Annotated in this window: 12 protein-coding genes; 3 read left to right on the forward strand and 9 right to left on the reverse strand. The window is 60.9% G+C overall.

Annotation, left to right across the window (positions count from 1 at the left end):
• The first annotated feature begins 60 nt into the window (after nucleotides 1-60).
• On the forward strand, nucleotides 61-1,455 hold the full coding sequence (fumC, locus tag PG897_RS10150; RefSeq protein WP_019839528.1) for a class II fumarate hydratase: 1,395 nt from the start codon (nucleotides 61-63) through the stop codon (nucleotides 1,453-1,455).
• A 67-nt stretch (nucleotides 1,456-1,522) separates the two neighbouring features.
• Here fumC and PG897_RS10155 read toward each other — a convergent pair whose 3' ends face one another.
• The gene (locus PG897_RS10155) at nucleotides 1,523-1,897 is read right to left on the reverse strand and encodes a DUF1090 domain-containing protein (protein ID WP_017765149.1); all 375 of its coding nucleotides are present in this window, start codon (nucleotides 1,895-1,897) and stop codon (nucleotides 1,523-1,525) included.
• A gap of 177 nt (nucleotides 1,898-2,074) precedes the next feature.
• On the opposite strand from PG897_RS10155, the gene PG897_RS10160 reads away from it, so the two are divergent.
• Together PG897_RS10160 and PG897_RS10165 are read left to right on the forward strand one after the other, a co-directional pair.
• Complete coding sequence (locus PG897_RS10160) at nucleotides 2,075-2,428, forward strand: DsrE/DsrF/TusD sulfur relay family protein (RefSeq protein ID WP_270828980.1); 354 nt, start codon at nucleotides 2,075-2,077, stop codon at nucleotides 2,426-2,428.
• Nucleotides 2,429-2,562: 134 nt separating this feature from the next.
• Complete coding sequence (locus PG897_RS10165; protein ID WP_010633118.1) at nucleotides 2,563-3,645, forward strand: protoglobin domain-containing protein; 1,083 nt, start codon at nucleotides 2,563-2,565, stop codon at nucleotides 3,643-3,645.
• Here PG897_RS10165 and PG897_RS10170 read toward each other — a convergent pair.
• The 8 genes from PG897_RS10170 to rimP form a co-directional block, all read right to left on the reverse strand.
• The gene (locus tag PG897_RS10170) at nucleotides 3,639-4,859 is read right to left on the reverse strand and encodes an MFS transporter (RefSeq protein WP_324648622.1); all 1,221 of its coding nucleotides are present in this window, start codon (nucleotides 4,857-4,859) and stop codon (nucleotides 3,639-3,641) included. The genes PG897_RS10165 and PG897_RS10170 overlap by 7 nt on opposite strands.
• Before the next feature lie 125 nt (nucleotides 4,860-4,984).
• Entirely contained in the window at nucleotides 4,985-7,123 is a 2,139-nt protein-coding gene (gene pnp / locus PG897_RS10175; RefSeq protein ID WP_005298164.1) for a polyribonucleotide nucleotidyltransferase, read from the reverse strand.
• Nucleotides 7,124-7,290: 167 nt separating this feature from the next.
• Nucleotides 7,291-7,560: a 30S ribosomal protein S15 gene (gene rpsO / locus PG897_RS10180; protein WP_005298162.1), complete on the reverse strand. Its 270-nt coding sequence runs from the start codon at nucleotides 7,558-7,560 to the stop codon at nucleotides 7,291-7,293.
• A 143-nt stretch (nucleotides 7,561-7,703) separates the two neighbouring features.
• Nucleotides 7,704-8,654 carry a tRNA pseudouridine(55) synthase TruB gene (truB, locus tag PG897_RS10185; RefSeq protein WP_019839525.1) on the reverse strand — a complete coding sequence of 317 codons (951 nt, stop codon included), beginning with the start codon at nucleotides 8,652-8,654 and terminating at the stop codon, nucleotides 7,704-7,706.
• 1 nt (nucleotide 8,655) lies between these two features.
• Entirely contained in the window at nucleotides 8,656-9,090 is a 435-nt protein-coding gene (rbfA, locus tag PG897_RS10190; RefSeq protein WP_005298154.1) for a 30S ribosome-binding factor RbfA, read from the reverse strand.
• Between the two features lie 55 nt (nucleotides 9,091-9,145).
• Nucleotides 9,146-11,848 carry a translation initiation factor IF-2 gene (infB, locus tag PG897_RS10195; protein WP_005298153.1) on the reverse strand — a complete coding sequence of 901 codons (2,703 nt, stop codon included), beginning with the start codon at nucleotides 11,846-11,848 and terminating at the stop codon, nucleotides 9,146-9,148.
• Between the two features lie 20 nt (nucleotides 11,849-11,868).
• Nucleotides 11,869-13,371: a transcription termination factor NusA gene (gene nusA, locus PG897_RS10200; RefSeq protein ID WP_005298150.1), complete on the reverse strand. Its 1,503-nt coding sequence runs from the start codon at nucleotides 13,369-13,371 to the stop codon at nucleotides 11,869-11,871.
• A gap of 14 nt (nucleotides 13,372-13,385) precedes the next feature.
• On the reverse strand, nucleotides 13,386-13,844 hold the full coding sequence (rimP, locus tag PG897_RS10205; RefSeq protein WP_005298148.1) for a ribosome maturation factor RimP: 459 nt from the start codon (nucleotides 13,842-13,844) through the stop codon (nucleotides 13,386-13,388).
• Nucleotides 13,845-13,903 lie beyond the last annotated feature (59 nt).

The raw sequence follows: 13,903 nt of genomic DNA on the forward strand, positions 1-13,903 counted from the left end.
GCGGATAATTCGACAGGGGCGCAGGATGTCGCCCCTTTTTCGCAATGAAGGGAGAACGAGATGAAGAGCAGGAGTGAACACGACAGCTTCGGCGAAATAGCCGTACCGGCCGACCGGCTGTGGGGAGCCCAGACCCAGCGCTCCCTGCAGCACTTCGATATCTCCGGCGAGCGCCAGCCGATGGCGCTGATCCACGCGCTGGCCCGCATCAAGTCAGCCTGTGCCAAGGTCAACCACGCCAAGGGGCTGCTGCCCGCCCGCACGGCGCAGGCCATCATGAGCGCCGCCGACGAGATCCTGTGCGGCCAGCATGATGAGGAGTTCCCGCTGCGGGTATGGCAGACCGGCTCCGGCACCCAGACCAACATGAACCTCAACGAGGTGCTGGCCAACCGGGCCAGCGAGCTGCTCGGCGGCCCCCGCGGCGAGGGGCGGCTGGTGCACCCCAACGACGAGGTGAACAAGAGCCAGTCGAGCAACGACGTCTTCCCGAGCGCCATGAACCTGGCCGCCGTCACCACCCTCACCCGGCAACTGCTGCCCGCCCTGGCCACCCTGAGCGCTACCCTGGCCGGCAAGGCGGCTGCCTTCGACGACATCGTCAAGATAGGCCGCACCCATCTGCAGGATGCCACCCCGCTCACCCTGGGGCAGGAGTTCTCCGGCTGGGTGGCCCAGCTCGAGCAGGGGGAGCTCCATATCCGCGCCGCCCTGCCCCATTTGTGCGAGCTGGCGCTGGGGGGCACCGCCGTCGGCACCGGCCTCAACACCCCGCCCGGCTTCGCCGAGGCGGTGGCCGCCACCCTGGCCGAGCAGACCGGCCTGCCGCTGGTAAGCGCCCCCAACAAGTTCGAGGCGCTGGCCGCCAGCGACGCCCTGGTGCATGGCCACGGCGCCCTCAAGACGCTGGCCGCCTCCCTCATGAAGATCGCCAACGACGTGCGCTGGCTGGCGAGCGGCCCCCGCAGCGGGCTCGGCGAGCTGCTCATCCCGGAGAACGAGCCCGGCTCCTCCATCATGCCCGGCAAGGTCAACCCGACCCAGTGCGAGGCGCTCACCATGCTGTGCGCCCAGGTGATGGGCAACGACGTCGCCATCAACATCGGCGGCGCCAGCGGCAACTTCGAGCTCAACGTGTTCCGGCCGATGATCGCCCATAACTTCCTGCAGAGCGTGCGGCTGCTGGCGGACGGTATGCAGAGCTTCCACGATCACTGCGCGGTCGGCATCAGCCCGAACCAGCCCCGCATCGACGAGCTGCTGGCCCGCTCCCTGATGCTGGTAACGGCGCTCAACCCTCATATCGGCTATGACAAGGCGGCAGAGATCGCCAAGCGGGCCCACCATGAGGGGCTCAGCCTGCGGGAGGCGGCCATCGCCTCCGGTCACCTCACGGCGCAGCAGTTCGATGCCTGGGTGGTGCCGGCCGACATGGTGGGCCGGCGCGGCAGCTGAAGCACCCTGGCGGAAGAGACGAGATAAAAAAGAAGCCGGGCTGCGCCGGCTTCTTTTTATCGACAAATCAGGATTTGGTAAGCTTGCTGAGTGCGTCCAGCTCGCGCTGGGCGGCCAGCAATTTGGTCTGGGCCTCTTCCAGCTTGGCCTGCTTCTTGGCGATCTTGTCGGGCTTGCCCGTCACCCGGGCGTTCTGCAGCTCGACCAACCGCTCGTTGACCTGCTCCTTGAGCTCGGCCACCCGCTGCTGTTGCTCCTTGAACAGGCCCGCATCGGTGCAGTGGGTCTCGATATTGCGCAGGGCCCGCTCCAGCCCGGCCACCTGGTCCCCGTTGTCGTGCGCCTTGGCAATGGCCAGCTGCTCCTTGACGGCCTGCTGGCGCGCCTTGCAACCTACAGCCTCACTGCCATAGGCCTGACCGGCCAACAGCAGCATGCTCATTCCGATAACCTTCCACATAACGACCTCGTTCCCCTGTCATGTTTGATGGCCGCCTATCAGACCGTACTCGGCCGGCCGGGTCAAGGCGCGGGCAAACCGCTACGACAGAGTTTGTGCGACGTCACGCCAATGGTGGGCTGCTGGGTCTACAATGGCGACTTTCATGAGGAGTCTGTTATGAATCAAGAGATTGTCATCATCGCCAACGGCGCCCCCTATGGCAGCGAATCCCTGTTCAATGCCCTGCGCCTGGCCATCGCCCTGGGCGAACAGGGCGGTACCAGCCTGAAACTGTTTCTGATGTCCGATGCGGTCAGCGCCGCCCTGGTGGGCCAGGCCCCGGCCGAGGGCTACAACCTGCGCCAGATGCTGGAAATCCTGCTGGCCCAGGGGGTCACCATCCGCCTTTGCAAGACCTGTACCGATGCCCGCGGCATCACGGCACTGCCGCTCATCGAGGGGATCGAGATCGGCACCCTGCCGCTGCTGGCCCAATGGACCCTGGCCGCCCACAAGGTGCTCACCTTCTAGCACAAGGCAAAAATGGGCGCAGAGTTGATCTGTCACAACACTGCGCCATTTGAAAACCTGCTCCCGGCTGTTAATGTCTACACTGTCAATTACATAACAATGTGTGCGCCTTCATTTTTGCTCGGGAAACTGTCATGAACCCAACCGAACAGACGCTGCTGGAGCAGATGCGGATCACAGAGTTCGAAATCGCCCATCGCAAGGAGCTGCTGCTGCTAGACGAGCAGGATTTCCTCCTGCTCGCCAGCTATCGTCCCAAGATCGAGCCCCACATCGACGCCCTGGTCGACAAGTTCTACACCCTGCAGACCGGGATCACCGAGATTGCCCTGCTGATCGGCGATGCCGACACCCTGACCCGACTGCGGGCGGCCCAGCGCCGCTACATTCTCGACCTGTTCAGCGGCCTGTATGACCTGGAGTACGTCAACAACCGGCTGCGCATCGGGCTGGTGCACAAGCGGATCGGGGTGGAACCCAAGCTCTACCTGGCCGCCATCAACACCCTGAAAGGGCTGCTCATCGAGGATATCTTCACCCAGATCCCCAGCGAGCAGGAGCGGGTCACCATGCTCACCGCCCTCGACAAGCTGTTCCTGTTCGACATCACCCTGGTGTTTGAGACCTATATCCGTAGCCTGGTATCGGAGATCGAGTCCTCCAAGGAGAAATCCGAACTTTACGCCAAGGCGCTGGAGGAGAAGGTACGCGAACGCACCCAGCAACTGGAGGAGATGAGCCGGACCGATGCCCTCACCGGCCTGCTCAGCGTGCGCCATCTGCAGGAGAACCTCACCCGCACCCTGCGCACCTGCCAGCGTCGCTCCGAGCCTGTGGTCATCGCCTACCTCGACATCAATGACTTCAAGCAGATCAACGACACCCAGGGCCATCAGCGGGGGGACGAGATCCTGCGCATCGTCGGCGACTGCATTCGTCAGGTGTCGCGGGTGGAAGATAGCTGCTTCCGCTACGGCGGTGATGAATTCTGCCTGATCCTGCCCAACTGCAACGAGGATCAGGCCAGGGACGTCTTCCTGCCCCGTCTCAACAAGACACTGGCCGAACGGACCGGTGACGTGACCCTCAGCATAGGGCTGGTGCAGACCGGGCCGGTGCAGTTCGACGAGGGCAACAGTCTGATCCGACTGGCGGACGAGCGCATGTATGCCGCCAAGAAGGCGATGAAACAGGTCGCCCAGAAGGGTACTCACTGACCCGGGTTGGCCCGGGCCAGCTCGGGCCGTGGAATGCGGGCGCCCCACTCATAGAGCAGGAAGGTCAGCAGACAGAGCAGCGCCATCAATGCATAGAGCAGCTGCCCGTTCCACTGGGCAAGGATCCAGCCTCCCAGCAGGGCGCCGATGGCGCCACCCAGCCCGGCCAGCGCGCCGGCCCCGAAGTAGCTCCCCTTCAGATGCGGGGGCGACATCTGATCGATCAGCACGTTGAGCAGCGGGAACAGTATGGTCTCCCCCACGCTCAACATCAGCACGGCGCCGATCCAGTGCGACCACTGCTGCGGATCCCCCAGCGCAAACAGCACCTGAGCCCCCAGAAACAGGGTGATGCCGACCTGCAGGCGCACCTTGCCCGGCCAGCGGGCCAGCAGATGCAGCAGGGGAAACTGCAACAGCACCACGGTCAGGGCATTGGTGGCCACCAGGATGGCGATGAGGCTCGCCACCTCCGGGGTCCCGGCCCGGGTCAGGTACTGCACCAGCGGTGAGTGGAACTGGGAATAGACCAGGTTCATCAGCAGGTTGGCCAGCACCAGCAGCAAGAAGCCCCGATCCCGCCACAGCACCTTGATGGCCACCCGCAAGCCCAGCTCGTTGCCACGGGTCGCCGCAACCCTCCCTTGCGCAAATCCCCAGAGGAAGGCAGCCCCCAGCAGCAGATAGCTGCCGCTGAGCAGCAGGAAGGTCTGCTGCTGGGCATTGATGCCCAGGGTCACCCCCAGCAAGGGGCCGAGGGCCGCCCCCAGGTTGAGCAGAAAGTAACGCAGGTGCAGTGCCAGCTCACGGGCCTTGGCCGAAGCCAGACTATCGGCCATCAACGCCTTGCCGGGCGCATCGATGAGACCGGAGGAGAGGCCGCTGCCGAGCACCCCGAGCCCGAGCCAGAACATAGAGTGGGAAAAGCCGAGCAGACCGTAGCAGAGCACGGAGACCAGGCAGCCCGCCAGCAAGATGTTGCGCCGCCCCAGCTTGTCGGAGAGCCAGCCGCCATAGAAGCTGACCAAGGTGGAGATAGCCGCGGTCGCCCCCAGCATGGCGCCGATGGTGGTCGCCGAGAGACCATACTCCCGATAGAGCAAGATGGAGAGAAACGGCCAGACCATGTAATAGCTGGTGCGCACCATGAAGGTGCCCAGGATCACGGTCCAGACCAGGGGAGGAAACTGCCTGAGGAGGGCCCACGACATCACACTGCTCCTTGTTGCCCGTCGCGCGAGAAGCCTTTCGTTATAACAATGGGCCTCAAGAGAGACAACATCAGGCCACAAATATAAAAAAAGCCGACCCAGAGGTCGGCTTTTCACGGCTCGGCGACTTATTCGGCAGCCGGCTCTTCGACGGCAACGGCAGCCGGAGCGGCGGCAGCTTCGGTCGGGGCGTTCGCTTCCTTGATGGAGAGACGTACGCGGCCCTGACGGTCCACTTCCAGTACCTTCACCTTCACCACGTCACCGATCTTCAGGTAGTCGGCCACGTTCTGCACGCGTGCATCGGTGATCTGGGAGATGTGTACCAGACCGTCTTTGCCCGGCAGGATGTTGACGAAGGCGCCGAAGTCGGCCAGACGGACGACCTTGCCTTCGTAGATGCGGTTCACTTCGATCTCGGCGGTGATGGCCTCGATGCGGCGGATCGCTTCCTTGGCGGCATCACCATCAACGGCGGCGATGCGGACGGTACCGTCATCATCCAGCTCGATGTTGGTGCCGGTCTCTTCGGTCAGGGCGCGGATCACGGAACCACCCTTGCCGATGACGTCCTTGATCTTCTCCGGGTTGATCTTGATGGTGTGGATGCGCGGGGCGAAATCGGAGATCTCGGCACGCGGAGCCTGGATGGCTTCGTCCATCACTTTCAGGATGTGCAGGCGAGCACCACGAGCTTGCTTCAGGGCAATCTCCATGATCTCTTTGGTGATGCCTTCGATCTTGATGTCCATCTGCAGGGCGGTCACACCTTCGGTGGTACCGGCAACCTTGAAGTCCATGTCGCCCAGGTGATCTTCGTCACCCAAGATGTCGGACAGCACGACGAAACCTTCTTCTTCCTTCACCAGACCCATGGCGATACCGGCAACGGAGGCCTTGATCGGCACACCGGCGTCCATCAGCGCCAGGGAGGAACCACAGACGGAGGCCATGGAGGAGGAGCCGTTGGATTCGGTGATTTCAGACACCACGCGCACCACGTACGGGAACTCGTCGGCGCTCGGCATCACGGCAGCAACGCCGCGCTTGGCCAGACGACCGTGACCGATTTCACGACGTTTCGGGCTACCCATCATGCCGGTCTCACCGACGCAGTATGGCGGGAAGTTGTAGTGCAGCATGAAGCGATCGGCGCGGTTGCCGGTCAGCTCGTCAATGTTCTGGGCGTCACGCTCGGTACCCAGGGTCGCAACGACCATGGCCTGAGTTTCACCACGGGTGAACAGGGCGGAGCCGTGGGCACGCGGCAGTACGCCGGTGGCGACGGACAGGGCGCGAATCATTTCCGGATCGCGACCATCGATACGCGGCTCGCCACGAACGACGCGACCACGGACGATGCGGCTTTCCAGGCTGTGGAACTCTTCGCCGATCTTCTTGGCATCTTCTTCCACGCCGGAAGCGATCACTTGCTCAACCACGCGAGCCTTGATGGCACCGATGGTTTCGTAACGCACGGCCTTCTCGGTGATGCGGTAGGCTTCACCCAGCTCAGCTGTCGCCAGCTCGGCAACCTTGGCTTTCAGCGCTTCGTTGACGGCAGGCGCAGTCCAGTTCCACGGCTTGGTGCCGACGTCGGCAGCGAATTCGTTGATGGCGTTGATAACGGCCTGCATCTGCTCGTGACCAAAGACCACGGCGCCCAGCATCACCTCTTCGGAGAGGATGGCCGCTTCGGATTCCACCATCAGCACGGCGTTGGCGGTACCGGCAACCACCAGGTCCAGATCGCTCTGGGGCAGTTCGGTGGTGGTCGGGTTGAGCACGTACTGGCCGTTCATGTAACCCACGCGGGCTGCACCGATCGGGCCGCCGAACGGGATGCCGGAGATGGCCAGCGCCGCGGAGGCACCGATCATGGCAACGATGTCAGGAGAGACGGCCGGGTTCACGGACATGACGGTGGCAACCACCTGAACCTCATTGAGGAAGCCTTCCGGGAACAGCGGACGAATAGGACGGTCGATCAGACGGGAGATCAGGGTCTCGCCTTCGCTCGGGCGACCTTCACGACGGAAGAAACCACCCGGGATACGACCAGCAGCATAGGTACGCTCCTGATAGTTGACGGTCAGCGGGAAGAAATCACGGCCGTGATCGGCCTCTTTCTTGCCAACGACGGTCACAAATACGCAGGTATCGTCCATGCTGACCATGACGGCCGCAGTGGCTTGACGGGCCATCACACCGGTTTCCAGAGTGACGGTGTGTTGACCGTACTGGAATGACTTTACAATAGGATTCACGTGAATTTCCTTTTTACAATTTGGCGCTTTAAATTCGCGTGCAAGTATACTTGATTCGATGCAAAAGGTAAGCAGTGACACAAATTCTGTGATGGCGGCAACAGCCTGACGCACAATAAAAAAGGGGAACCCGGAGGTTCCCCTTTTTCGCGAAATCTGATGGTCGATTAACGACGCAGACCCAGCTTGGCGATCAGAGCAGCGTAACGCTGAACGTCTTTACGCTTCAGGTAGTCCAGCAGCTTACGACGCTGGGAAACCATGCGCAGCAGACCGCGACGACCGTGGTGATCCTTGGAGTGCTCCTTGAAGTGACCTTGCAGATGGTTGATCTGGGCAGTCAGCAGGGCAACTTGCACTTCGGGGGAGCCAGTGTCGTTGGCGCAACGAGCGTTGTCAGCAACGATTTGAGCTTTGATCTCAGCATTTAGAGACATGGTAATACTCCAGTAGAGTGTTTAAAGGTTCACAGCCAATCTCTAATTCAGCCGTGAAATGAGGGCGATATCATAATCGTCCCCGCCCCTTTTCGCAACGATAAAGACGCGCAACGGGCAAGCAACCTGATACCGCCGGAGGATCACTCCTCGTCGTGGTAGCGCACCAGACGCTTGGGCGCCACGCGTCCCTCGTCGTCGATCTCGCCAACCCCGATGAATTCGCGCTCCGGGCCGACCGTCATGCGGACCTGGCCGCTCTGCGGGCTGCCTGCCACCTGCACGGCCTGGCCCTGGTTCACATAGGCGGCCACGGCAGCCAGCATGTTCACCTCGGGCAGGGAGGCCACCGCGGTATCCATCGGCAGCAGCAGGGGATCCAGCTGCTCGCGCGGCGGAATGCTCTCAGCCTTGGCCTGCTCAAAGATGCACTCGAGCTGCTCCAGGGTCAGCATCCGCTCATAGGGGTAGCTGGCTACCTGGGTGCGGCGCAGCTGGGTGACGTGGGCGCCACAGCCCAGCACTTCCCCCAGATCGTCCACCAGGGAGCGAATGTAGGTACCCTTGCTGCAGTGCACTTCAAGTCGCACCTCATCCCCTTCAAAGCTCAGCAGTTTGAGCTCGAAGACGGTGATGGGACGGGCTTCACGCTCGATCTCGATGCCTTCACGGGCATATTCGTAGAGCGGACGGCCGTTGTGCTTGAGGGCCGAATACATGGACGGCACCTGCATGATGGGGCCGCGGAACTGGTCCAGCGCCTCGATCAGGGTACCCACGGCCACGTTCACCGGACGGGTGGAGACCACCTCGCCATCGGAGTCGCTGGTGTTGGTACGCTCGCCCAGCTTGGCGGTCACCTCATAGCGCTTGTCCGCCTCCAGCAGATACTGGGAGAACTTGGTGGCCTCGCCGAGGCAGATCGGCAGCATGCCGGTTGCCAGCGGATCCAGGGCACCGGTGTGACCGGCCTTGGCGGCGTTGTAAATCCGTTTGACCTTCTGCAACACATCGTTGGAGGTCAGGCCGGTCGGCTTGTCCAGCAGCAGGATACCGTGTACGTCACGGCCCTTGAAACGACGTCTACGAGACATCTCAGGCTTTATCCTCAGTAGTGTCATCCGGCGCGGCTTCGTCTTCTTCACGACCGGATTCGGCCATGCGACGCTTGTCTTCGCGGATGGTGTTGGTCACCAGGTTGGAGAGGCGCATCCCCTCAACCAGGGTCTGATCATAGAAGAAGCGCAACTCGGGCACCACGCGCAGGCGCATGGCGCTGCCCAGCAGGCTGCGGATGTAGCCGGCGGCTTCGGTCAGCGCCTTGAGCCCTTCCTTGATGCGCTCGGCATCATTTTCCAGCTGCAAGAAGGTGACATACACCTTGGCGTAATTGAGGTCACGGGACACTTCCACATCGGAAACGGTCACCATGCCGATGCGCGGGTCTTTTACCTCGCGCTGCAGAATGAGCGCGATTTCGCGCTGGATCTGCTGTCCGACCCGACGGGTCCGGCTAAATTCTCTGGCCATATTCTATCCTGCGATAAAAGGGGGCCGCGGCCCCCTATTTAATCTGACTCTTGGCTTACAGAGTCCGTTGGATTTCAACGGTCTCGTAAACTTCGATCTGGTCGCCTTCGCGTACGTCGTTGTAGTTCTTGACCGCGATACCACACTCGTAGCCGTTCTTGACTTCGTTGACGTCATCCTTGAAGCGACGCAGGGATTCCAGCTCGCCTTCATAGATAACCACGTTGTCGCGCAGAACGCGAATGCGGTTGGAACGCTTGACCACACCTTCGGTAACCATACAGCCGGCAACGGCGCCGAACTTCGGTGACTTGAAGACGCTGCGCACTTCGGCCAGACCGATGATTTCCTGACGGTACTCGGGGGCCAGCATGCCGCTCATGGCCTGCTTCACTTCGTCGATCAGGTCATAGATAACGGAGTAGTAACGCAGATCCAGGCTCTCGGCATCGATGACCTTGCGAGCAGAAGCATCGGCACGGACGTTGAAGCCCACCAGGATGGCACTGGACGCGGCCGCCAGAGTGGCGTCGGTCTCGGTGATACCACCCACGCCAGAACCGACGATCTTCACCTTCACTTCGTCGGTGGAGAGCTTGACCAGCGCATCGCAGATCGCTTCCACGGAACCCTGTACGTCGGCCTTGATCACCACGTTCACTTCGGACACTTCGCCTTCGGTCATGTTGGCGAACATGTTCTCCAGCTTGGCCTTCTGCTGGCGAGCCAGCTTGACTTCGCGGAACTTGCCCTGACGATAGAGCGCCACTTCACGGGCTTTCTTCTCGTCACGCACAACTGTGGCTTCGTCACCGGCAGAGGGAACGCCGGACAGGCCGAGGATTTCCACCGGCAGGGACGGACCCGCTTCCTTGATCTCGCGACCCAGCTCATCACGCATGGCGCGGACACGGCCGTATTCGAGACCGCACAGTACGATGTCGCCCTGACGCAGGGTGCCTTCCTGTACCAGCACGGTGGCAACCGGACCACGGCCCTTGTCGAGGAAGGACTCGATCACGACGCCGTTGGCCATGCCGTCAACCACGGCTTTCAGCTCCAGTACTTCAGCCTGGATAAGAATGGCTTCCAGCAGGTCGTCGATGCCTTCGCCAGACTTGGCGGAGACGTGCACGAACTGGCAGTCACCACCCCAGTCTTCGGACATGACGTTGTAGCGGGCCAGCTCGGTCTTGACGCGATCCGGATCCGCTTCCGGCTTGTCGATCTTGTTGACCGCAACAACCAGCGGCACACCGGCAGCCTTGGCGTGCTGGATGGCTTCGATGGTCTGCGGCATCACGCCGTCGTCAGCAGCAACAACCAGCACCACGATGTCGGTTGCCTTGGCACCACGAGCACGCATGGAGGTAAACGCCGCGTGACCCGGGGTATCCAGGAAGGTGATCATGCCGCTGTCGGTCTGTACGTGGTACGCACCGATGTGCTGGGTAATACCACCGGCTTCACCGGCAGCCACCTTGGCTTTACGGATGTAGTCCAGCAACGAGGTCTTGCCGTGGTCAACGTGACCCATGATGGTTACGACCGGCGCGCGCGGCTTGGCTTCGGAGGTCTCGTCACGATCGGACAGCACCGCCTCTTCCAGCTCGTTCTCACGACGCAGCACCACCTTGTGACCCATCTCCTCGGCGACCAGCTGAGCAGTCTCCTGGTCGATCACCTGGTTGATGGTGGCCATGGCACCCATCTTCATCATCACCTTGATGACTTCAACACCCTTGACGGCCATCTTGTTGGCAAGCTCAGCCACAGTGATGGTCTCGCCGATGATGACGTCACGGTTGACGGCGGCAGCCGGCTTGTTGAAGCCGTGCTTCATGGCATTCGGGGTAGCCACCTTGCCACGCTTGCCTTTACGGGCGCGCGGGTCACGGGAGTTGCGGTCGTTGCGATCGTCGTCGCGGCGACCGGCCTTCTTCGGCCCCTTGGCAGCAGCAGCGGTGCGGCGGCTGGTCTCTTCCTTGCGATCCAGTTCATCTTCAGCAGCCTGGGCGTGCTTGGAGGTGGTCACATGGTAATCGCTGCTCTCTTTGGCGCGAGCGGCTTCTTCTTCAGCCCAGCGGGCTGCGTTCTGTTCCGCCATGACGCGAGCCTCTTCGGCTTTCTTGGCGGCGAGTTCTTCAGCCTTTTGCAAAGCTGTTTGTTCCTGTTGGCGCTTCAGTTCTTCTGCTTCGCGCTTGGCCATCTTTTCTGCCTCTTGCTGAGCTGTGCTACTGGCTGCTTTGGCGGGCTGTTGAGCCTGTCGAGCCTTTTGTTGTGCCTCGATCCGCGCCTTTTCCTCAGCTTCACGACGAGCCTGCTCAGCCTCACGGCGAGCCTTCTCTTCAGCATCGAGACGAGCCTTCTCTTCGGCTTCGCGACGAGCTTTTTCTTCTGCTTCCAAACGCGCTTTTTCCTCGGCTTCCGCCTGACGCTGTTCATCTTCCAGCGCCGAGCGTCTTACATAGGTGCGAGACTTGCGCACTTCTACCTGCACTTCCTTGTTCTTGCCGCCAGTCCCCTGAACACTGATGGTGCTCTTGGTCTTGCGTTGCAAGGTCATGCGGGCAGGTGCGGCGACCTCGTCACCTCCATGCTGTTTCTTCAGGTGAGTCAGCAGAGTCTGTTTCTCAGACTCGCTGACCATGTCGTCGGCCTTGCTCTTGCTGATACCGGCATCGACAAACTGCTGGAGAAGACGATCAACCGGTGTGTCGATGTCAGTGGCAAGTTGTTTGACTGATACTTCTGCCATTCATTTTCCTCCGTTTGATCTTAACTAGACTGCTCTTCTCCGAACCAACAGATATTGCGAGCAGCCATAATCAGCTCACCGGCCTTCTCGGCGGTCAGCCCTTCGATATCAGCAAGGTCATCGATGCCTTGCTCTGCCAAATCTTCCAGGGTACCGATGCCGCGAGCGGCCAGGGCGTACGCCATTTCACGGCCGAGGCCGTTCAGATTGAGCAGTTCTTCGGAAGGTTCAACACCTTCAAAGGATTCTTCTTTGGCCAGCGCCTTGGTGGTCAGGGCGTCTTTGGCACGCTTGCGCAGCTCTTCGACCATGTCTTCATCCAGACCGTCGATGGCCAGCAGCTCGTTGACCGGTACGAAGGCGATCTCTTCCAGGGTGGAAAAGCCCTCTTCCATCAGCAGGCCGGCGAAATCGTCATCGATGTCGAGGGTGCTGGTGAACAGGTTCATGATGCGGTCGTTTTCGGCCTGGTGCTTGGCACGCATGTCCTCGACGGTCATCACGTTCAGTTCCCAACCGGTCAGCTGGGAGGCCAGACGCACGTTCTGACCGTTGCGGCCGATGGCCTGAGCCAGGTTGGCGGCTTCCACGGCGATGTCCATGGTGTGGTTGTCTTCATCGACGATGATGGAGGCCACATCGGCCGGCGCCATGGCGTTGATCACGTACTGGGCCGGGTTGTCATCGTACAGCACAATGTCGGCGCGCTCGCCGCTCAGCTCGGCGGAGACCGCCTGAACACGGGCACCGCGCATGCCGATACAGGCACCGATCGGGTCTATGCGGCGATCGTTGGTCTTCACCGCGATCTTGGCGCGGGAACCCGGATCACGGGCGGCGCCCATGATTTCGATCATCTCTTCGCCGATTTCCGGCACTTCGATGCGGAACAGCTCTTTCAGGAAGTCCGGGCTGGAGCGGCTGACGAACAGCTGGGAACCACGGGCTTCCGGACGCACAGCGTAGAGCAGACCGCGGATGCGGTCGCCCGGACGGAAGGTCTCGCGCGGCAGCATGTCGTCGCGGAAGATCACGGCCTCGGCGTTGCTGCCCAGATCCAAGATCACGTTGTCGCGGTTGCTCTTCTTGACCACGCCACTGATGATGGTGCCTTCTTTGTCCTTGAACTGGTCAACGACTTGTGAACGCTCGGCTTCGCGCACTTTCTGCACGATGACCTGCTTGGCGGTCTGGGTGGTGATGCGGTCGAAGGTGACGGAGTCGATCTGATCTTCAACATATTCACCGATCTGGATGTCCGGCTGCTCGATCTGCGCCGCTTCCAGGGTGATCTCGGCGTAGGGGTTTTCCATGGCGGCCTGATCCGCGATGACGACCCAGCGGCGATAGGTGTCGTAGTCGCCGGTCTTGCGATCGATCTCTACCCGAACTTCGATCTCGCCTTCATATTTTTTCTTGGTCGCCGTCGCCAGTGCGGTTTCCAGAGCCTGGAAAATCTTCTCGCGGGGAACCGCCTTCTCGTTGGACACTGCGTCAACGACCAGCAAAATCTCTTTATTCATATCCGATAGCCTCGTTAACCAAAGTTCGGCACTATGTTCGCTTTTTGGATATTGGTGAAAGCCAACACTTCGTCCTTACCATCTACCGTCAGAGTGATCATGTCGCCCTGCACGGCTTTGATTACGCCTTTGAACTTGCGGCGGTTGTTTGTTGCCATCCGAAGCGAAACCGCCGCCTCTTGGCCAACGTATTTTTCGAACTGGGCAACCTTGAACAGGGGACGATCCAGACCCGGGGAGGACACCTCGAGGTAATACTCCTCGGTGATGGGATCCTCGACGTCCATGATGGCGCCAACCTGATGGCTGACTTCTGCACAGTTCTCGACGCTCACGCCATGCTCGCCGTCGATGTAGACGCGCAAGGTGGAGTGTTTACCCGCACGGATAAACTCGATACCCCACAGTTCAAAACCCAAGGCAACGACAGGAGCCTCGAGCAGATCGGTCAAACGTTGTTCCAACGTAGCCAAAGTCACCCTCCGAAAAACAAAAAAAGGGCATAAAGCCCAGATAGAAATAGATTCAGAGT

This window comes from Aeromonas sp. QDB20 (assembly GCF_027707805.1).
In the GTDB taxonomy this organism is placed as follows: Bacteria; Pseudomonadota; Gammaproteobacteria; order Enterobacterales; family Aeromonadaceae; genus Aeromonas; species Aeromonas dhakensis.

What these genes read in the sequence shown, in the direction of transcription:
- fumC (WP_019839528.1), top strand. Translation starts at nt 61, where the DNA reads ATGAAGAGCAGGAGTGAACACGACAGCTTCGGCGAAATAGCCGTACCG.
- PG897_RS10155 (WP_017765149.1), bottom strand. Translation starts at nt 1,897, where the DNA reads ATGAGCATGCTGCTGTTGGCCGGTCAGGCCTATGGCAGTGAGGCTGTA.
- PG897_RS10160 (WP_270828980.1), top strand. Translation starts at nt 2,075, where the DNA reads ATGAATCAAGAGATTGTCATCATCGCCAACGGCGCCCCCTATGGCAGC.
- PG897_RS10165 (WP_010633118.1), top strand. Translation starts at nt 2,563, where the DNA reads ATGAACCCAACCGAACAGACGCTGCTGGAGCAGATGCGGATCACAGAG.
- rpsO (WP_005298162.1), bottom strand. Translation starts at nt 7,560, where the DNA reads ATGTCTCTAAATGCTGAGATCAAAGCTCAAATCGTTGCTGACAACGCT.
- truB (WP_019839525.1), bottom strand. Translation starts at nt 8,654, where the DNA reads ATGTCTCGTAGACGTCGTTTCAAGGGCCGTGACGTACACGGTATCCTG.
- rbfA (WP_005298154.1), bottom strand. Translation starts at nt 9,090, where the DNA reads ATGGCCAGAGAATTTAGCCGGACCCGTCGGGTCGGACAGCAGATCCAG.
- infB (WP_005298153.1), bottom strand. Translation starts at nt 11,848, where the DNA reads ATGGCAGAAGTATCAGTCAAACAACTTGCCACTGACATCGACACACCG.
- nusA (WP_005298150.1), bottom strand. Translation starts at nt 13,371, where the DNA reads ATGAATAAAGAGATTTTGCTGGTCGTTGACGCAGTGTCCAACGAGAAG.